The sequence below is a fragment of the Streptomyces sp. NPDC093225 genome (assembly GCF_044753805.1).
Lineage (GTDB): Bacteria > Actinomycetota > Actinomycetes > Streptomycetales > Streptomycetaceae > Streptomyces.
On sequence record NZ_JBIVNX010000017.1, the window covers coordinates 133,067 to 152,866 of the forward strand.

Annotated in this window: 16 protein-coding genes; 7 read left to right on the forward strand and 9 right to left on the reverse strand. The window is 72.6% G+C overall.

What is annotated here, in order from left to right; all coding sequences use genetic code 11:
- The first annotated feature begins 168 nt into the window (after positions 1-168).
- Positions 169-2,412, forward strand: coding sequence for a transglycosylase domain-containing protein (locus tag ACIQCH_RS18100; RefSeq protein WP_402581902.1), 2,244 nt, complete (start codon positions 169-171; stop codon positions 2,410-2,412).
- Between the two features lie 244 nt (positions 2,413-2,656).
- Positions 2,657-3,595, forward strand: coding sequence for a hypothetical protein (locus tag ACIQCH_RS18105; protein WP_402581904.1), 939 nt, complete (start codon positions 2,657-2,659; stop codon positions 3,593-3,595).
- 80 nt (positions 3,596-3,675) lie between these two features.
- Here the strand turns inward: ACIQCH_RS18105 and ACIQCH_RS18110 are convergent, their stop codons facing one another.
- The 3 genes from ACIQCH_RS18110 to ACIQCH_RS18120 form a co-directional block, all read right to left on the reverse strand.
- Positions 3,676-5,922, reverse strand: coding sequence for a SpoIIE family protein phosphatase (locus ACIQCH_RS18110; RefSeq protein WP_402581906.1), 2,247 nt, complete (start codon positions 5,920-5,922; stop codon positions 3,676-3,678).
- A 231-nt stretch (positions 5,923-6,153) separates the two neighbouring features.
- Positions 6,154-6,852 (reverse strand): DUF402 domain-containing protein, encoded by a 699-nt coding sequence (locus ACIQCH_RS18115; RefSeq protein ID WP_402581908.1) that lies wholly within the window; start codon positions 6,850-6,852, stop codon positions 6,154-6,156.
- Between the two features lie 216 nt (positions 6,853-7,068).
- Positions 7,069-8,472 (reverse strand): class II fumarate hydratase, encoded by a 1,404-nt coding sequence (locus ACIQCH_RS18120; protein ID WP_402581910.1) that lies wholly within the window; start codon positions 8,470-8,472, stop codon positions 7,069-7,071.
- Positions 8,473-8,580: 108 nt separating this feature from the next.
- Between ACIQCH_RS18120 and ACIQCH_RS18125 the strand changes: the two genes are divergently transcribed.
- A complete protein-coding gene (locus ACIQCH_RS18125) occupies positions 8,581-10,104 on the forward strand; it encodes a ricin-type beta-trefoil lectin domain protein (protein WP_402581912.1) in 1,524 nt (507 codons plus the stop codon).
- 106 nt (positions 10,105-10,210) lie between these two features.
- Here ACIQCH_RS18125 and ACIQCH_RS18130 read toward each other — a convergent pair whose 3' ends face one another.
- Entirely contained in the window at positions 10,211-10,990 is a 780-nt protein-coding gene (locus ACIQCH_RS18130; RefSeq protein WP_402581914.1) for a glycerophosphodiester phosphodiesterase, read from the reverse strand.
- Between the two features lie 620 nt (positions 10,991-11,610).
- On the opposite strand from ACIQCH_RS18130, the gene ACIQCH_RS18135 reads away from it, so the two are divergent.
- Positions 11,611-12,102 (forward strand): hypothetical protein, encoded by a 492-nt coding sequence (locus ACIQCH_RS18135; RefSeq protein WP_402581916.1) that lies wholly within the window; start codon positions 11,611-11,613, stop codon positions 12,100-12,102.
- Positions 12,103-12,237: 135 nt separating this feature from the next.
- On the opposite strand, the gene ACIQCH_RS18140 is transcribed toward ACIQCH_RS18135, so the two are convergent.
- On the reverse strand, positions 12,238-13,902 hold the full coding sequence (locus ACIQCH_RS18140) for a fumarate hydratase (protein ID WP_402581918.1): 1,665 nt from the start codon (positions 13,900-13,902) through the stop codon (positions 12,238-12,240).
- A 159-nt stretch (positions 13,903-14,061) separates the two neighbouring features.
- On the opposite strand from ACIQCH_RS18140, the gene ACIQCH_RS18145 reads away from it, so the two are divergent.
- Positions 14,062-14,712: a DUF1707 domain-containing protein gene (locus ACIQCH_RS18145; RefSeq protein WP_402581920.1), complete on the forward strand. Its 651-nt coding sequence runs from the start codon at positions 14,062-14,064 to the stop codon at positions 14,710-14,712.
- Positions 14,713-14,944: 232 nt separating this feature from the next.
- Positions 14,945-15,322 (forward strand): WhiB family transcriptional regulator, encoded by a 378-nt coding sequence (locus tag ACIQCH_RS18150; RefSeq protein WP_030202277.1) that lies wholly within the window; start codon positions 14,945-14,947, stop codon positions 15,320-15,322.
- 111 nt (positions 15,323-15,433) lie between these two features.
- Here the strand turns inward: ACIQCH_RS18150 and glpX are convergent, their stop codons facing one another.
- A complete protein-coding gene (glpX, locus tag ACIQCH_RS18155; protein WP_402581922.1) occupies positions 15,434-16,465 on the reverse strand; it encodes a class II fructose-bisphosphatase in 1,032 nt (343 codons plus the stop codon).
- 214 nt (positions 16,466-16,679) lie between these two features.
- Here glpX and ACIQCH_RS18160 point away from each other — a divergent pair, with 214 nt between their 5' ends.
- On the forward strand, positions 16,680-17,195 hold the full coding sequence (locus ACIQCH_RS18160) for a DUF4245 domain-containing protein (protein ID WP_402581961.1): 516 nt from the start codon (positions 16,680-16,682) through the stop codon (positions 17,193-17,195).
- A gap of 167 nt (positions 17,196-17,362) precedes the next feature.
- Here ACIQCH_RS18160 and ACIQCH_RS18165 read toward each other — a convergent pair whose 3' ends face one another.
- From ACIQCH_RS18165 to xseA, 3 genes are all read right to left on the reverse strand, one after another.
- Complete coding sequence (locus ACIQCH_RS18165) at positions 17,363-17,950, reverse strand: malonic semialdehyde reductase (protein ID WP_402581924.1); 588 nt, start codon at positions 17,948-17,950, stop codon at positions 17,363-17,365.
- Between the two features lie 221 nt (positions 17,951-18,171).
- On the reverse strand, positions 18,172-18,411 hold the full coding sequence (locus tag ACIQCH_RS18170) for an exodeoxyribonuclease VII small subunit (protein WP_402581926.1): 240 nt from the start codon (positions 18,409-18,411) through the stop codon (positions 18,172-18,174).
- 83 nt (positions 18,412-18,494) lie between these two features.
- Positions 18,495-19,796 (reverse strand): exodeoxyribonuclease VII large subunit, encoded by a 1,302-nt coding sequence (gene xseA, locus ACIQCH_RS18175; RefSeq protein WP_402581928.1) that lies wholly within the window; start codon positions 19,794-19,796, stop codon positions 18,495-18,497.
- Between the last annotated feature and the right edge of the window lie 4 nt (positions 19,797-19,800).

Here is a 19,800-nt window from a genome sequence, read left to right on the forward strand (position 1 = left end):
CCCGGCGCGGTCCCCGGGCAACCTGGAGCGGCTTTCGTGCGTCGGTTCCAGGTGGGGCGGGTGCTCATTCTCACGTCCGGAAAAGACCGGATCGGGAGTCCTTTGTCCAATACCGCGGTGTTAGCTTCGTGAGCTGACGTCGGGGGGTACACGAGCGGAGCAGGAGCGATGGGCCGAGCAGAAGCGCGACGCGGGCAGCAGCGCCGTGGGGCGCGAAGGGCGCCGCGCGCCCGGCAGCGAGACGGAAAATCCGGCATACGCAGGTTCTTCACCTGGAAGCGCGTCCTCGGCACCGTCCTCGGCGCCTTCCTGCTCGGCATGGCCGGCCTGATCGGCCTCTACTACTACCTGCCGGAGCCCAAGCCCAACGAGCAGGCGACCCTGCAGTCCAACATCTACCGGTGGTCCGACGGCACGGTCATGGCCCGCACCGGCGAGCTCAACCGCGTGATCCTCAAGATCGACGACATCCCCCTCCCGCTCCAGGAGGAGTTCATCGCGGCGGAGAACATGTCCTTCCGCGAGGACCAGGGCGTCGACATCAAGGGCCTGGCCCGCGGTCTGTTCAACACGGTCACGGGCAAGGGCAAGCAGGGCGGCTCGACGATCACTCAGCAGTACGTCAAGAACTACTACCTGAACCAGGACCAGACGGTCACCCGCAAGCTCAAAGAGCTGATCATCTCGATCAAGGTCGATCAGGGCATGGAGAAGGGCGACATCCTCGCCGGCTACATGAACACGAGCTACTACGGCCGCGGGGCGTACGGCATCCAGGCCGCCGCCCAGGCCTACTACGGCGTGGACGTCAACAAGCTCACCCTGGAGCAGGGCGCGTACCTGGCCGCCCTCCTCCAGTCGCCCAACGGCTACGACTGGGCCATCGCCACCCCGCGCGGCAAGGCCTTCGCCAAGGAGCGCTGGAACTACGTCCTGGACAACATGGTCAAGATGGGGAAGCTGGAGCAGGGCAAGCGCACCGCCATGCAGTTCCCCGTCCCGATCAAGCCCAAGCCCGCCCCCGGCATGGAGGGCCAGAAGGGCTACCTGATCCAGGCCGCCGAGGCCGAGCTCAACCGCCAGGGCGTCAAGGACGAGGCCATCAAGGCCGGCGGCTGGGACATCACCCTCAGCATCGAGAAGAAGAAGCAGGCCGCGCTGGAGCAGGCCGTCCAGGACGAGCTGGAGTCCAAGCTCGACCGCAAGGACCGCAAGGTCGACGCCGCCGTGCAGGCCGGCGCCACCTCGGTGGACCCCAAGACCGGCTACGTCGTGGCGATGTACGGCGGCCAGGGCCTGAAGGAGCACTGGATCAACAACGCGACCCGGCAGGACTACCAGCCGGGCTCGACGTTCAAGCCGATCGTGTTCGCCTCCGCCCTGCAGAACGGCGCCACCACCCAGGACGGCCGCCCGATCACCCCGAACACGGTGTACGACGGCACCAGCCGGCGCCCCGTCGTGGGCAGCGACACCCCGTTCGCGCCGCAGAACCAGGACGACCACGACTACGGCAAGCGGATCACGGTCCAGAAGGCGACCAACTCCTCCGTGAACTCCGTGTACGCGCAGATGCTCGTGGACGTCGGCCCGGCCACCGTCAAGAAGACCGCGCTCGCCCTCGGCATGAAGGACCGCGGCGCCTTCGACGAGAAGCCGGCCATGGCGCTGGGCTCCATGCAGTCCACCACCGTCGACATGGCGGGCGTGTACGCGACGTTCGACCGGCACGGCAAGAAGGTCACGCCCTCGATCGTGAAGTCCGCGAAGAACGAGATCCGCGCGTACGAGCCGGTCGAGCGGATCGGCGACCAGGTCATCGACCGGTCGACCGCGGACACCGTCACCAAGGTCCTCACCGGCGTCGTGAGGAACGGCTCCGGCAACGCCGTCGAGTCCAGCGCCTACGACGCGGCCGGCAAGACCGGTACGACCGAGTCGAACAAGGCCGCCTGGTTCACCGCGTACACCCCCGAGCTGGTCACGGTCGTGGCGATGTTCGGCGAGGAGCCCGGCACCGGCACCCAGGTCACCCTGACCGGCACCGCCGGCGGCGGCCGCGCGGGCGGCTCCAGCTTCCCGGCCGACATCTGGCGGGCGTACACCCTGGAGGTCCTCTCGGGCACCGGCACGTCGGAGTTCGACCTGGAGGACGCGATCACGGGCAAGGTCGAGGAGACGGAGGACCCGACGCCGACCCCGACCAAGTCGAAGAAGGACAAGAGCCCGACGCCGACCCCGACGAAGTCCAAGAAGGACCGGGACCCGACGCCGACGCCGACCGAGCCCACCGAGGACCCGGACCCGAAGCCGACGAAGACCCGGACGCACAAGCCGGACAAGCCCACGCCGACCCCGACGAAGACCGGCGGCGGGGGCGACGAGCCGGAGGACGACGCGCCCGCCGCTTAGGGGCGTCCGGCGGCTCCCGCCGGTCCTCCGCGGTCCGGACCCCTCCGGTCGTGACGCCCGCAGCGCCCGCAGCCTCCTTCGGAGGTCTGCGGGCGCTCGTGCGTCCACGAGGAGTCAGCTTGTAGGCCAATCTGCTCATAACCCAATAAATCATTCAAGATCCCGCTCCCGCCGGTCGATGCGCTCAACGACAGTCCGAATCCGCTTCGGCACGTGATTCGACCCGGTTCGACAAGGAGCACGCATGAGTCCTGGGCACACCCGTTCCTCTCTGGGCCCGCTTCCCCGGCGCAGGGCGTGGCTGGCGGGCGGCGCGGTCGCCTCGCTCGCCCTGCTGATGGGCGGTTTCGCGAACCCCGCCGTCGCCCTGACCCCCCGCCCCGCGCTGTCGGGCCCGATGGGCAGTGACCACTGCCCGTCGCGGGAGAAGGAGAAGGAGGACGGGAAGGAGCACGGAAAGGAGGAGGGGAAGGAACACGGAAAGGAGGAAGGGAAGGAGAAGGGCAAGGACGACGGGCGGGAGCGCGGCGACCGTCCGATGAGCACCCGGCACCAGGCCGGCGGCGGTGACGGCGGCAGCAAGGGCTGCCCGGGCCCGACCGGCCCCACCGGACCGCAGGGCCCGCCCGGACCGCAGGGCGATACCGGTCCGACGGGCGCCACCGGAGCTCCGGGCGAGAACGGAGCCACGGGCGCGACCGGCGCGACCGGCGCCACGGGCGTGACGGGCCCCGTCGGCCCGACGGGTCCCAGCGACGGTGCGACCGGCGCGACGGGCCCGACCGGTCCCGCCGGCCCCTGCTCCGACATCGACGCCTACAGCCCCTCGAACTCCGAGGACTTCCAGGCGGCGCTGACGGGCGGCAGGGCCTTCGTCGGCAAGGCGAACGTACCCGGCGGGACGATCGTCTGGCAGGACCTCAGCAACACGGTCGCGGGCCCGGGTGACCCCGTGAACCCCAACTTCCCCCCGAACGCCTGCGCCATCGCCATCGAGGCCCAGGGCAACGACGCGTTCGTCAAGGTCCTCACGACCACCGGCACCGTCTGGCAGACGCACGGCGACACCAACGGCGGCACCTTCGTCTGGGACGAGGCCTGGGTCCAGCAGGCGACCCCGACACCGGTGGTGCTGCGGTCGATGGGGTTCAAGGGCGACGTGATGCCCAGGAGCCGCCACTGATCCGCCCGCGAGCCTGACCCCGCACCGAGTCGGCGGGCCGGTCCACCCAGGGAAGGGGGAGGCCGGCCCGCCGCCGCGCGTCAGCCGCGCCCGCGCCCCGAGGGCAGCGGCAGCTCGAACCAGACGACCTTGCCGCTGCTCAGCCGGGTCGCACCCCAGCGCCGCGCCATCCGGTTGACCAGGAACAGGCCCCGGCCACCCTCGTCGGTGTCCCGGGCCCGGCGCTGGCGCGGCAGCTGCGGCGAGTCGTCGCCGACCTCGCAGCGCAGGATGTCGGTCTTCAGCAGACGCAGCGTCACCGGCCGTTCGGCGTACCGCACGGCGTTGGTGACCACCTCGCTGACCAGCAGCTCCAGCGAGTCGCTGAGCTCCTCCAGGCCCCACCGGGCCAGCGCCCGCCGGGCCAGCCGCCGGGCCCGGCCGGGCGCGGTCTCCTCCGGGTCGAGGAACCAGTACGCGACGTCGCTCGGCGCGATCCCGTCGAACCGGGCCGCGAGCAGCGCGATGTCGTCGTCCCGGTCGCCGGGCCCGAGCATGTCGAGCACGTCGTCGCAGAGCGCCTCCAGCGGCGGCGGGTGGTCCAGCCCCGTCAGCTGCGCGGTGGTGGCCAGCCGCTCCCGCAGCTGCTCGATGCCCGTCCACACGTCCCGCAGCCGCGACTCCACCAGGCCGTCCGTGTAGAGCAGCAGGGTGGCCCCGGCGGGGGCGTCCAGCTCGACCGCCTCGAAGTCCACGCCGCCGACGCCGATCGGGGCGCCCGGCGGCACCCGCAGCACCTCGGCGCGGCCGCCGAGGTGGAGCAGGACCGGCGGCGGGTGGCCCGCGTTGGCGATGGTGATGCGGTGCGAGACCGGGTCGTAGACGGCGTACAGGCACGTGGCCATGCGGTCCGAGCCCAGCCGCTGGGCCTGCTCGTCGAGGTGGTGGAGCACCTCGGCCGGGGGCAGGTCGAGCTGGGCCAGGGTCTGCGCGGTGGTGCGCAGCTGGCCCATGATCGCGGCGGAGGTCATGGAGTGGCCCATGACGTCGCCCACCACCAGCGCCACCCGGCTGCCGGGCAGCGGGATCGCGTCGTACCAGTCGCCGCCGACCCGGGCGGTCTCGGCCGCGGGCAGGTAGCGCGAGGCCAGCCGCACGCCGGTGGGCTGCGGCAGGCTGTCGGGCAGCATCGTGCGCTGGAGCTCGTCCGCGATGTACGCCTCGCGGCCGTAGAGCACCGCCTTGTCGATGCCCAGCGCGGTGTGCGTGGCCAACTGGGCCGCGACGAGCAGGTCGTTCTGCTCGAACGCGGGCCGGTCGGGGCGGCGCAGGAACACGGCCGCGCCGATCACCCGGCGGCGGCCGCGCAGCGGCGCCAGGATGGAGCGCTGCGCGCGCGGCACGGGGTGCTCGGCGCCCAGCAGCTCGGGCAGCGCGGCCCGGGCGGCGGGCGTGGAGCCGAAGACCGGCCGGACGCCGCGCAGCACCTCCTCCAGCGCGCCGCCGGTGCGGATCTCGCACAGCTCGGCGGCCGGGAGGTCGCCCTGCGGGCCGACCAGCGGGAGCCGGCTGAAGTCGAGTTCGGAGGCCTCGGAGCCGTCCGCCGCGCCCGCGGTGGTGCTGTTGGCGGCCTCGGTGAGGTCCTCGATGGGGCGCAGCCGGTCCGTACGGCGCAGCCTTAAGACGACGGGGCCGGCCGGGCGCTCGTCGCCGACCGGGAGCGGGTCGCGCAGGTAGACGAGGATGGCGTCCGAGAAGGTCGGCACCGTGGCCCGGCAGAGGCCGAGCACGATCTCGTCGAGGTCGATGCCGCGCGCGATGCGGCGGGTGGCGGCGCCGACGAAGCGGAGCCGGTCGCCCTCGCGGCGGGCGACGGTGTCGGGGGCGGCGGCGGGCCCGGGTATGCCCGCGCCGGAGCCGGCCGCGGCGGGCGCCGTGCCGGCGCCCGGACCGGATCCGGTGGCCGCCCCGCTGCCCGGGGCGGCGGGGTCGGAGCCGGGGCCGGCCGCCGGGGCCGCCTGGGGGTCGTCGTCCAGGCCCGCGCCGGGCGAGCCGCCGCGGGTGGCCTGGCGGGAGGGCGCCGGTGCCTTGTCGTGGCCCTCGGGATCGGCGGACGCGGTGGTGGAGGCGCGCTGGCCGGGGCCGGAACCCGCGCCGGTGGCGGCGGGGCCGGTGGCGCCCCTGGATCCGGACGCGCCCATGGCGGAGGGGCCGGCGGCGACCGCGCCGGCCTGGTGTCCCGGCTGCGCGGGCACGGCGAAGCCGCCCGGAGCATGGTTCTGCGCCGCGCTCGCCGCTGCCCCGGCACCCGGCTGCGGGCCCTCGTGAGAGGTGGGGTACTCCGTCACGCGTGGAATTCCGTCCGTTTGCGCTCGATGTGCGCTGCACACAACTCGTCAGTCGCGGTATACCCGCTCAGCGGCGCGGGCACCGTCGCCCGTCAACACCGCTCCCCGCTCGTTACCTCTCCGCTCGTTCGGTGATGCCCGGTCAAGTCCTGCGCACAGCTTGAGGATTACGGAAGTGCAGCCTTGCGGAGGACGATCCTACGTTTGAACCCCGGGGGCGCATCAAGGGTCTCATGAGGTCATATGCGCCGGGGTGCGGTCCCAGTCGTCCGGCAGAACCGGAACATCCCAGGTCGGATCGGGTCGCCAGTCCTGCCAGCCGTCCGAGAACGGCGCCCCCCAGGCCTCGATCCGCTCCACCGCCGCCCGCCCGGCCGCCCGGACCCGGTCGGCCCGTCCGGCGTCCATGAGCCCGACGCGCTGGGCCTGGGCGAACTCGTCCTCGTCGCGCCACTTCCAGGTCCGGTCGGGGTAGACGGAGATGTCGAGGAAGTGGTCCTCGGAGTCGACCCCGCCGGCCCAGCGCAGACGCGGCTCCTCGAGGTTGACGTACCAGCTCTTGAAACGCCACCCGTGGTCCCAGAACAGCCAGACCGACCACGGGTCGTCGGGCCGGGCGAGCTTCAGCACGCCGGTGCCCCACCACTTCGCGCGCTCGGTGGTGCGCGGCGCGGTGTAGCGGGTGGCGAGCGGCTCCTCGTGGACCGGGGTGCCGTCGGCGAGGACGGGTTTGACGCACTCGGTGCCCGGCGCCATCCACACCGAGAGCAGGTCGGGGGTGTCCTGGACGACGGTCACGGGACGGCAGATGTGGATCCGGCCCTTCAGGTCCGGGGCCGCGTCGCGGTAACGCCAGAGGACGTGGTCCCCCGGTGCCCAGTGCGTCCCCCGTGGCGCGCCGTGCGCCGCCGTGCCTGCCGTACCTGTCATGCGCAGATCTTAGGCGTGGGGCCGGGCGCGGTGCTGCGGTGCAGGTCACCTGTGAGATTCGGCTGGAAATGAACGGTCCCGGGCGGCCGTACGGCGCCCGGGACGGGGGTGTTCAGCGCGGCGGCCGCGGGGGCGGCCGCCGCGTGGCGTGCGGGTCCCCTCGGCGCTCGACGGCCCCGCACACCGCGCCACCGCCCGGCGGGGTGTCGCGGGCCGTCACGGCCGGGTCATGCGCAGGACGTCGAGGGCTTCGTCGAGCTGCGCCAGGGTGAGGTCGCCGCGTTCGACGTAGCCGGACTCCAGGACCACCTCCCTGATGGTCTTGCGCTCCGCGAGGGACTTCTTGGCCACCTTCGCGGCCTCCTCGTACCCGATGTACTTGTTGAGCGGGGTGACCACGGAGGGCGAGGACTCGGCGTACTCGCGGGCCCGCTCGGCGTTGGCGGTGATCCCGTCGACGGTGCGGTCGGCCAGCAGCCGGGAGGCGTTGGCGAGCAGTCGCACGGACTCCAGCAGGTTCTTCGCCATGACCGGGAGCATCACGTTGAGTTCGAAGTTGCCGGCGGCGCCGGCCACCGCGACGGTGGTGTCGTTCCCGGTCACCTGGGCGGCCACCATGAGCACCGCTTCCGGGACGACCGGGTTGACCTTGCCCGGCATGATCGACGAACCCGGCTGGAGGTCGGGGAGGTTGATTTCGGCCAATCCGGTGCGCGGTCCGGAGGACATCCAGCGCAGATCGTTCGCGATCTTCGTCAGCGAGACGGCGATCGTGCGCAGCTGCCCGGAGGTTTCGACGAGCCCGTCCCGGGCGCCCTGGGCCTCGAAGTGGTCGCGGGCCTCGGTGAGCGGCAGTCCGGTGGCGGCGGCCACCTCGGCGATGACGGCCGCGGAGAAGCCGGGCGGGGTGTTGATGCCGGTGCCGACGGCCGTGCCGCCGAGGGGGAGTTCGGCGAGGCGGGGGAGGGCGGCCTCCAGGCGCTCGACGCCGTAGCGGATCTGGGCGGCGTACCCGCCGAACTCCTGCCCCAGGGTGACGGGGGTGGCGTCCATGAGGTGCGTCCGGCCCGACTTCACGACCTGCGCGAACTCGGCGGCCTTGCGCTCCAGCGCGGCCCGCAGGTGGCGCAGGGCGGGGACGAGGTCCTGGGTGACGGCGGCGGTGGCGGCGATGTGGATGCTGGACGGGAAGACGTCGTTGGAGCTCTGGGACGCGTTGACGTGGTCGTTGGGGTGGACGTCGCGGCCCAGGCGCTCGGCGGCCAGGGTGGCGATCACCTCGTTGGCGTTCATGTTGGACGACGTGCCGGATCCGGTCTGGAAGACGTCGACCGGAAACTGGTCGTCCCAGCGGCCCTCGGCGACCTCCTCGGCGGCGCTCGTGACGGCGTCCGCGATGTCCTGATCCAGCACCCCCAGGCGGGCGTTGACCTGCGCGGCGGCCGCCTTGATCCGGCCGAGGGCGGCGATGTGGGCGGGTTCGAGCCGCTGCCCGGAGACGGGGAAGTTCTGCACCGCCCGCTGGGTCTGCGCGCGCCACTTGGCCTGGGCGGGGACGCGTACCTCGCCCATCGAGTCGTGCTCGATGCGGTAGTCGGCCGGGGTCTGATCGTCGGTCATGTTCGTTGCCTCCTGGAAAAGTTGAGCACGTGTCTTGTTCGAACTATTCCCAAGCTCACTACCGGCCAGTAAATACCGGGGGTAACACTGACGTCGGGAGGGCGTTCCATGGCGCGTACCACACCCATGCTCAGATCTACCGTCGCCGCGGTGGCGGCGTTCGCGGCGGCCCTCGGGGGCATGGCCGCGATCACCCCCATGGCCCACGCGGCCACCCCGCAGGGCGCGGCCGTCGCACCCCTGCCACCCGAACTCGAGGCCGTCCGCGCCGCCGAGGCCGTACGGATCTACGGCGACCCCGCGATCCGCCCGCTCGCCGAGCGCAGGACCGGACTCATCTCCCTCGGGGACAGCGAGATCTCCGGCGAGGGCGTCGGGAACTACGAACCGGCCACCAACACCTCGTCCAACCAGTGCCACCGCTCGCCCGACACCGCGATCCACCGGACCGGGATCGCCGCCGACTACACCTTCAACGTCGCGTGCTCGGGCGCGTACACCGGCAACATCCGCATCGGCGGCTCGAAGCAGTACGCCGACGAGCCGGTCCAGAGCGACAGCCTGGCCGTCAAGGCCCGCAACACCCGCATCAAGATGGTCGTGCTGGTGGCCGGCGCCAACGACGACCTGCAGTTCGGCCCCGTCATGACCGACTGCGTCACCCGCTGGGTGCTCAGCCAGGGCACCTGCGAGCCGAAGTACGGCCCCGGCTGGCAGGCCCGGGTCGACGGCCTGCGGCCGAAGGTCGAGGCCACCATCGGCGACCTGAAGACCGTGATGCGCGACGCCGGGTACGCGGACTCCGACTACAAGCTCGTGGTCATGGGCTACCCGAGCCCGATCGGCCCCGACTTCAACGACAACCCGAACTTCCCCGGCAAGCTCCCGGGCGGCTGCGCCGGCTACGACTCCGACGCGGCCTGGGGCCGCAACTACGCGGTGCCGACCTTCGAGAAGGGCATGCGGGCCGCGGCCCGCAACGCCGGCGCGCTGTACCTCGACGCCTCGCGGCTCTTCCACGGCCACGAGGTGTGCATGGAGGACACCTGGGCCCGCGGGCTCTACCTGGACCTGGGCGACCACTTCCCGTGGGACGAGAACACCGCCCGGCAGTCCTTCCACCCCAACTACAAGGGGCACGGCGCCTTCGCCGCCTGCCTGACCCAGTTCTACGGCTCCGGGCTGCGCGAGGCCTCCTGCGCCGACCCGGCGTCGACCGGCACCCCGGTGCTGGAGCCGACGGCGTGGGACGACGCGTTCAGGCCGGCGCGGAACGAGGCCACCGGCACCTGCCTGGACGCCGGCGGCGGCGCCAGCGCCAACGGCACCAAGGTCATCGGCTGGGACTGCCACGGCGGCCGCAACCAGGGCTGGTGGTACGACGCCGCCCGCCGGTCCGTCCACGTCGAGCTCAGCCACGACCGCTGCCTGGACGTGCCGGGCGCCGCCTACGCGGCCGGCACCGGGCTGATCCTGTGGAACTGCCACGGCGGCGCCAACCAGCAGTTCACCCGCGACGGCGCCATCTACCGCCCGGCGGCGGCCCCGTCCCTGTGCCTGACCCTGTCCGCCCCCAAGGACCAGCTCCGCCTCCAGCCCTGCAACGGCTCCGCCGCGCAGCGCTTCGCCTGACCGCCACCCGCTCAACCGGTACCCCCCACAGCCCCGGCCGGCGCCTTCCGGCCGGGCGTTGTGTTTTAGGGGGCGCCGCGGGCCGGCGCCCCGCCCCGGGGCGAGGTCAGCCGAGGGCCGGGGCCGTCCGCGTGCGGGCGCCCAGGTACTCCCGTACCTCGCGCGGGCGGTTGGTGATCAGCGTGTCGACGCCCAGGCGCAGGCACAGCTCGACGTCCGCCGGCTCGTCCACGGTCCACACGCGCACCCGCAGCCCCTTGGCCCGCAGCCGCGCCACCAGCCCGGGGTCCTCGCGCAGGAGGTCGATGCCCGGCCCCGCGTGGCCGGCGAACGGCGGCCGGAGCGGCCTGAGCCGGCGCTCGATGAGGAAGACCCCGGGCAGGCCGGGCGCGAGCCGGTGCAGCCGGGTCAGCGACGTCCGCGAGAAGCTCATCACCTCGATGCGGCCGTCGGCCCCGCCGGCCAGCCCGTACCGCTTGAGGACCCGCACGAGCTCGGCCTCCAGCCGCCCGCCGGCCCGGGTCGGGTGCTTCGTCTCGACCGCCAGTCCCACCGGACGGTCCGCGCCCAGGGCGAGCTCCAGCAGCTCCTCGAACGGCAGCACCCGCGCCCCCCGGTGCGCCTCGCCCTTCCAGGCGCCGAAGTCGAGCGCGGCGAGTTCGGCGTACGTCATCGACGACACCACCCCGCGCCCGTCCGAGGTGCGCTCCACCCGCCGGTCGTGCACGCACACCAGCCGCCCGTCGGCGGTCAGCCGCACGTCGCACTCCAGCGCGTCGGCGCCGTCGGCGATGGCCTGCCGGTACGCGGCGAGGGTGTGCTCGGGGTGTTCGTGCGACGCCCCGCGGTGCGCGATCACCCGGACGTCCGTACCCATGGAACTCATACCCCGCACGCTATCGGCTCCGCCCGCCGCACCCCACAGCCCCCACCCGATGCCGGTGCGGCCCACCCGGCTGAACCAGGCCGCGAGCAACATGCTGGGCCGGACCTGCCACTGAGAGGGGCGTCGCCGGCGGAGGCCTTCCGACCCCCGCCGGCCCGGGCCGACCCCCTCCGGCCCGGGGTGCCTGCGGGGGCCCACCCGCGTCGGGGCGGGCTCGCTTCGGGGGGCCGCCCCGTGGTGTGCGGGTCCCCTCGGTGCTTGACGGGGCAGGGCCTGCGGGCCCTGCGGCGGGCCCACCCCTGGGGCTTCGGGGCTTCGCCCTGGCCTTCGGCCACCCCAGGCCCGGGCCCGCCTCCGGACCAGCCTGCCCTACCCCGTCAAGCACCTCCCCCACACACCACGGGGCGGCCGGCGGGAGCTTCGGTCGGTTCGGCTGTCGTCCGGACCGCCCTCCGGAGAACCTGCTACGACGCGCCCTCCCACAGGCCGTGGGGACGGGTCCGGGGCGCTCATCCCGCCCGCCCCGCCGGCTCGCCGGGCGGGCGGCGGGGGAGCGTCGGACAATGAAGGGGGCCCGGCGGGGAGGGCGCAGGGGGGTTCCCCATGCCAGGAGGCAGCACATGTCCCGCAGCTTCAGGAGACTCGGTGCGCTCGGCGCCTGCGCGGCCGCAGCCGTGGTCCTCAGCGGACCGGTCCCCGCTTCCGCGGCCGTCGATCTGGACTTCACCCTGTACGCCAAGGAGGTCGCGTCCCAGCAGAGCGGCCCGACCGGCCAGCCGCCCGAGACCGGGGCCGTCTTCACGTTCGCCGACGACATCTACCGCACCAAGGGCGGCGACGTGGTCGGACGGGACGGTGTGACGTGCACCGTCGTACGCACCGGGAGCTCGGGCAACGACCTGCTGTGCGTCGGGAACGTCGTGCTGAACGGCGGACCCGGCGGCCAGCTGACCCTCCAGGCCCTGACGTCGGCGGACCCGTCCAACATGCAGACGGCCGCCTTCGACGCCGCGGTCACCGGCGGCACCGGCGACTTCAAGGACGTGGGCGGCTACGTCCGCCTGACCGCGGACGGCGACTACGAGCGGATGGAGTTCCACCTCAACCGCTGACCGCGGGGGAACCGCCCGTGCGCGAGCGCCTGTTCGGCCTCCGGGGCTTCCGTTGCCGCCGACGCCGGGCCGGACGCGCCGGAGCCCGCCGCCCCACGAGGGGCGGCGGGCTCCGGCGCGCGGGTCGGGGTGGGCCTACAGGCCCGGGCCGCGGACCGGGATGTGGGTGAAGGTGGGCTCGGGGGCCGGGTTCTGGAAGAAGTCGTTGCCCTTGTCGTCGACGACGACGAAGGCCGGGAAGTCCTCGACCTCGATCTTCCAGACCGCCTCCATGCCGAGCTCCTCGTACTCCAGGACCTCGACCTTCTTGATGCAGTCCTGGGCCAGGCGCGCGGCCGGGCCGCCGATGGAGCCCAGGTAGAAGCCGCCGTGCGCGTCGCACGCGTCGGTCACCTGCTGCGAGCGGTTGCCCTTGGCCAGCATGACCTTCGAGCCGCCGGCGGCCTGGAACTGGGCGACGTACGAGTCCATGCGCCCGGCCGTCGTCGGGCCGAAGGAGCCGGACGCGTAGCCCTCGGGCGTCTTCGCCGGGCCGGCGTAGTAGACCGGGTGGTCCTTGAGGTACTGCGGCATGTCCTCGCCCGCGTCCAGCCGCTCCTTGATCTTGGCGTGGGCGATGTCGCGCGCCACCACCAGGGGACCGGTCAGGGACAGGCGGGTCTTCACCGGGTGCTTGGTGAGCTCGGCGAGGATGTCGTCCATCGGCCGGGTCAGGTCGATCTCGACGACGTCCGACGCGGCGTCCAGGTGCTCGTCGGTGGTGTCCGGCAGGAAGCGGGCCGGGTCGCGCTCGAGCTGCTCGAGGAAGACGCCCTCGGCGGTGATCTTCGCGACGGCCTGGCGGTCCGCGGAACAGGACACGGCGATGGCCACCGGCAGCGAGGCGCCGTGCCGCGGCAGGCGCACCACGCGCACGTCGTGGCAGAAGTACTTGCCGCCGAACTGGGCGCCGATGCCGATCTTCTGGGTGAGCTCGAAGACCTGCTGCTCCAGGGCCTCGTCGCGGAAGCCGTGGCCCAGGGCGGAGCCCTCGCGGGGCAGCTCGTCGAGGTAGTGGGCGGAGGCCAGCTTCGCGGTCTTCAGCGCGTGCTCGGCCGAGGTGCCGCCGACGACGATCGCCAGGTGGTACGGCGGGCAGGCCGCCGTGCCCAGCGAGCGGATCTTCTCCTCCAGGAACTTCATCATGGAGGCCTCGTTGAGGACCGCCTTCGTCTCCTGGTAGAGGAAGGACTTGTTGGCCGAGCCGCCGCCCTTGGCCATGAAGAGGAACTTGTACGCGCCGCCGTCGGTCGCGTAGAGCTCGATCTGCGCGGGCAGGTTCGAGCCGGTGTTCTTCTCCTCCCACATGGTCAGCGGGGCCATCTGCGAGTAGCGCAGGTTCAGGTTCGTGTACGCGTCGTAGATGCCGCGGGACAGGGCCGCCTCGTCGCCGCCCTCGGTGAGGACGTTCTGGCCGCGCTTGCCCATGACGATCGCGGTGCCCGTGTCCTGGCACATGGGCAGGACGCCGGCGGCGGCGATGTTCGCGTTCTTCAGCAGGTCCAGCGCGACGAACTTGTCGTTCGAGGAGGCCTCGGGGTCGTCGATGATCCGGCGCAGCTGCGCGAGGTGCGCGGGGCGCAGGAAGTGCTGGATGTCGTGGATGGCCTCCTCGGCGAGCTTGCGCAGCGCCTCGGGCTCGACCTTGAGGAACGTACGGCCGCCGGCCTCGACGGTGGAAACGCCCTCGGAGGTCACCAGGCGGTAGGGCGTGTTGTCCTCTCCCAGGGGGAGCAGATCGGAGTACGCAAACTCTGGCATGGGACGGCCATTCCTCACTCGGCGGACAGCGCTGACGACCAATTGGCAGCGCGACACACCAGCGTAGGTCCTCCGCCGAGGGCCTTGTCTGTGAGGTAAGGCTCACCGGGAGCCGGAACAGGTCTATCGCGATCTATCGCGTCTCGCTATGCTGCCGGCGTGGACCTCGAAAAGCGCCCTGCGGGCGATTCCGCCATCCGTGCCTCCGACGCCGATCGCGACCGGATCGGGCAGGTCCTGGCCGACGCCCTGGCCGAGGGCCGGCTCACCGCGGAGGAGCACGCCGAGCGGCTGGACTCGCTGTACGCGCTGAAGACCGTCGGGGAGCTCGAGACGCTGGTGCGGGACCTCCCGGGCGCGCACCGGAACCGGGCGTCGGACGCCCCCGTGCCGCCGGCCGCCCCCGCCTACGCCGCGCCCGGCGAGGCGGACACGGTGGTCGCGGTGTGCAGCAGCGCCGTCCGGAAGGGCCGCTGGCGCCCCCGGGCGCGCACGCAGGTGGTCTCCGTGATGGGCGACGTGGAGATCGACCTCTCCGAAGCCGTTTTCGAGCAGCAGGTCGTCGAGCTCAGGGTGGTTTCGGTGCTGGGGTACATCGAGATCAAGGTGCCCGAGAACGTGACCGTGCGCAGCCACGGCGGCGGAATCCTCGGCGCGTTCGAAGTGGTCACCACCGAGGCGCCGGACCCGGGCGCGCCCGTGGTGATCCTGCGCGGGTTCTCGCTGCTGGGGAACGTGGAGGCCAGGCCGCGCGCCGGTCGCCGGCTCGCCGACCTCTCCGGCCGGCTGCGCGGGCAGGCCGGTTCCTGAGCGGCCGGGACGGCCTCTGACCTGGCCGGCGGTCCGCGGGCCGGCGGCCCCAGGACCCCGCACGGGGGCCCGCGGCCGGGCCTGGCCGGACCTCGTCCGGGGGACGGGCGAATTCCGGTCAGAAATCCGCGGCCCGTTCCGGGGCGACGGCACGCAGTGCTTAGGCACGCGCACAGGGGGTAGGGACTGACGCATCGTCTCTCGCTCGCGAATCCGTCGTCAGGAGAAGACCGTGCTTCAACCGCCGCATCAGTCCTTGCAGGTAGCCGCCGTTCCGAGTCTTCCGAACCAGCGGGTGCCCAGCAGGGAGGAGGACGGCCCATGGCATTTGGACGCGGTCTGCCGCCGGGACGAGGCCGGACTCTTCTTCGCCCCTTCCAAGGAGCCGACGGCCGCGCGCCTGTCGCGCGAGGAGGCCGCGAAGCGGGTGTGCGCCCGCTGCCCCGTGATGGTCGCGTGCCGCGAGCACGCGCTGCTCCAGCCCGAGCCGTACGGCGTGTGGGGCGGGCTCACCGCCGCCGAGCGGCGCGTGGTGCTGGCCCGCCGCCGGCGTCGTGCGGGGGACCTGCGCCAGGCGCCGCCCGCCGGCCCCGTGGCCGCCGCCGGCTGACCGGCGTACGGCGGACCGGACGCCGTACCGACGCGAAAGGGGCGGTCCCCCGCACAGGGACCGCCCCTTCGTCGCGTCCGGCCGCGGGTCCGTGTGCCGGACCCGGTCGCGCTACTGCGCGCGGTCGAAGTCGATCGCGCTGTAGGCGCGCAGCTTCGAGAGCCGGTGCGTGGAGTCGATCCGCCGGATCGTGCCCGACTTCGAGCGCATGACCAGCGACGACGTCGTGGCCGTCTCCGAGCGGTAGTGGACGCCGCGCAGCAGCTCGCCGTCGGTGATGCCGGTGGCGACGAAGAAGACGTTGTCGCCGGAGACCAGGTCGTTGGTCGACAGCACGCGGTCGAGGTCGTGGCCCGCGTCCAGCGCCTTCTGGCGCTCGGCCTCGTCCTTGGGCCACAGCTTGCCCTGGATCACGCCGCCCAGGCACTTTATGGCGCAGGCCGAGATGATGCCCTCGGGCGTGCCGCCGATGCCCATCAGCAGGTCGACGCCGGTGCCCTCGCGGGCGGCCATGATCGAGCCGGCCACGTCGCCGTCGGAGATGAACTTGATGCGCGCGCCGGTCTCGCGGATCTCCTTGACGATGCCCTCGTGGCGGGGGCGGTCGAGGATGACGACCGTGATGTCCTCCACGGCCATGTTCTTGGCCTTGGCGACGCGGCGGATGTTGACCGACACCGGGGCGTTGATGTCGACGAAGTCGGCGGCCTCGGGGCCCGTGACCAGCTTCTCCATGTAGAAGACCGCGGACGGGTCGAACATGGTGCCGCGGTCGGCGGCGGCCAGGACGGCGATGGCGTTGGGCATGCCCTTCGCGTTCAGGGTGGTGCCGTCGATCGGGTCGACCGCGATGTCCACCTCGGCGCCGGTGCCGTCGCCGACCCGCTCGCCGTTGAACAGCATCGGGGCCTCGTCCTTCTCGCCCTCGCCGATGACGACCACGCCGTTCATCGACACGGTCGAGACGAGGGTGCGCATGGCCCGGACCGCCGCGCCGTCCGCGCCGATCTTGTCGCCGCGGCCCACCCAGCGGCCGGCGGCCATGGCGGCGGCCTCGGTGACCCGGACGAGCTCCAGGGCCAGGTTGCGGTCGGGGGCCTCGGGAGAGACCACGAGCTGGGGCGGCAAGTTGTGCTCGGTCATCGGAGCGCACCTTCCTGTACGACGACGGCCGGAAGAAGAGAGGGTGCTGCGACTCTATCGGTAGGTCGACAAACTGAGCAGAGGGGGGCACGTATGAGCGGCATATCGCGGCATATGGCCATCGGCTTGGTATCTGCCCGCTTTGGTCACCTCCACCACACCCCCCTGCGGATGATCGCCCCCATGGATGGGGGACGATGTGTCCGTGGCAGGTATGAAAGGCAAGCAGACGGTCTGGGACATGGTGCGGTCCCTGGCGGTGATCGGCCTCGTGGTCGGCGCCATCTACATCTTCATCCCGCATGACGACAAGGCCGATCCGACCCGGGTGGTGGACTACCGCGTCGAGCTGATCACCGCCCGGCGCGCGGCCCCGTACCCGGTCGCCGCGCCGCAGGGGCTTTCGGCCGACTGGCGGGCGACCTCGGTGTCGTACGAGCGCAAGAGCGGCAACGCGTGGCACCTCGGCTTCCTCGACCCCGAGGGGCAGTACGTCGCGGTCGAGCAGTCGACGCTGCCGGCGCGGACGTACGTTCCGAAGGTGACGCAGAAGGCGGAGCTGACCGACCGCACGCAGGCCGTGGGCGACGCGACCTGGCAGGTGTGGGAGGGCGAGAAGTACGACGCCCTCGTGCGCGAGGAGAAGGGCTCCACCACCGTCGTGACCGGTACGGGCTCGATCGCGCAGCTCACGGAGCTGGCGCGGGCGCTCGAGGCGGAGCGGGGCTGACCCCGCGGGGCGGCCGCCGAGGGTCGGCGGCCGCACGGCCGGACCCCGCCGCCCGGCACGGCAGGAGACATCGGCAAGCGAAAGAGGCCGCCCCCGGCATCCGGGGTGCGGCCTCTTGTCGCTTCGGCGTCTCGCCTACGCCGTTCGGGGGGTCCGGATCCGGTGGATCAGACGGTGGTGACGACCTCGTCGAAGGACAGGCGCGGGCTGCGGTCGTACCAGGCGGCCTCGCCCGGCTTGCCGATGTTGACGATCATCAGCGGGGTGTGGTCGTCGTCGAGGAACTCCTTGCGGACGCCCTCGAGGTCGGCGCCGGTCATCGGGCCGGCGGCCAGGCCGGCGGCGCGCACGCCGACGATGAAGTACGCGGCCTGCAGCGCGGCGTTCATGCCGGCGAAGCCCTCGCGGACCGGGCGCTCGGTGAAGAAGCCGGCGGCCTGCGGGTAGCTGGGCAGCAGCTTCGGGATCTCCTCGTGGAACTCGTTGTCCGCGGAGAGGATGGCGACCAGCGGGGCGGTGGCGGTCTTGGCCTTGTTGCCCTCGGACATGAGGTCGACCAGGCGCTGGCGGGCCTCGGCGGAGCGGACCAGGGTCACGCGCAGCGGGGTCGCGTTGAAGGCGGTCGGGCCGTACTTGACCAGGTCGTAGATCGCCTGGACCTGCTCGTCCGTGACGGGCTCGTCCGTGAAGGTGTTGGCGGTGCGGGCCTCGCGGAACAGGAGGTCCTGGGCGGCGGTGTCGAGAACGAGAGACATCGGATGCCTTCCATGTGCGGGTCGAAGCGACGTGCACGACTCTAGGCGCGAAATAGATGAAACTTCAACTAAACCGACCCGGGAGTGGTTCACTTCACAGATTGTTCACTCATCAACGAGTCCGGCTTCGTCGACGGACCCAGCGCGCAACAACCTGCCCGCGCAGGTACGTTATTCCCGGCGGTCTCGAAATGCCCCGGAGTTCCGCTCGACGCCGTCGATCAGCCGTCCTCGCGGCCGTCCCCGCGCTCCTCCGCCTGCTCCCGAGCGGCCAGTGCCGAGTCGAGCCGGGCCCGCGCTCCCTCCAACCAGTGCCGGCAGACCTGCGCCAGCTCCTCGCCGCGCTCCCACAGGGCCAGCGACTCCTCCAGCGTCGTACCGCCCGCCTCGAGGCGGCGCACCACCTCGATGAGCTCGTCGCGGGCCTGCTCGTAGCCCAGTGCCGTGTTCGTCTCGGCCATGCGGGATCACCTCAAGTCGATGTGGATGCGGATGTGGATGCGGATGTGGATGCGGACGTGGAGGGGGAAGCGGCAGCGTTGCGTCACGACGAAGTCTCGGCGGCCGCCGCCGCCCCGTCGGCACCGGTGCCGACGTCGGCACCACCGGCATCGGCACCGGCACCGATGCCGGAACCGGCACCGGTCACGCGCACCGCGAGCTCACCCTCGGCCACCCGGGCCCGGAGCACCTCGCCCGGCGCGGCCTCCGCCGGCGCGCGCACCACGTGCCCGTCCGCCCGCTGGAGCACCGCGTACCCGCGCTCGAGGGTCGCCGCCGGGGACAGCGCCACCACCCGCGCCCGGGTGTGCGACAGCTCCGAGTCCGCCCGGTCCAGCAGGTGCCCGAAGGTCCGCCGGCTGCGCGCCAGCAGCGCCTCGACCTGCTCCTCCCGGTCCTCGATCATCCGCTGCGGATGAACGAACACCGGCCGGCCCAGCGCGTGCGCCAGCCCCCGCTCCTCCCGGTCCAGCAGGGCGTGCACGCACCGACGCGCGCGGTCGCGCAGCAGCCGGACCCGGTCCAGCTCCTCGCCCACGTCCGGCACCACCTTCTTCGCCGCGTCCGTCGGGGTCGACGCCCGCAGGTCCGCCACGAGGTCCAGCAGCGGCGAGTCCGGCTCGTGCCCGATGGCCGAGACCACCGGAGTACGGGCCGCGGCCACCGCCCGGACGACCTGCTCGTCCGAGAACGGCAGCAGGTCCTCCACGCTGCCGCCGCCGCGCGCCACGATGATCACGTCGACGCCGTCGTGCGCGTCGAGCTCCTCGACCGCCCGGACCACCTGCGGCACCGCGTGCACGCCCTGCACCGCCACGTTGCGCACCTCGAAGCGCACGGCCGGCCAGCGCCGGCGCGCGTTGTCCAGCACGTCCCGCTCGGCCGCCGAGGCCCGGCCGCAGACCAGCCCGATCAGCTGCGGCAGGAACGGCAGCGGCTTCTTGCGGTCCAGCGCGAACAGACCCTCGGCCGCCAGCGACCGCTTCAGCTTCTCCAGCCGGGCCAGCAGCTCGCCGATGCCCACCGGCCGTATCTCGGTGGCGCGCAGCGACAGCTCGCCGCGCTTGGCGTACCACTCGGGCTTGGCCAGGACGACCACCCGGGCGCCCTCCTGCACGGCGTCGGCCACGTCGTCGAACACCTGGCGGTAGCAGGTCACGCTCACCGAGATGTCGTGCGAGGGGTCGCGCAGTCGCATGAAGACCACCCCCGCGCCCGGCCGGCGCGAGAGCTGGGTGATCTGCCCCTCCACCCACACCTGGCCGAGCCGCTCGATCCAGCCCCCGATGAGCCGGGACACCTGGCCGACGGGCAGCGGCGCCTCGGCCGACGTATTGAGACCCATGCAG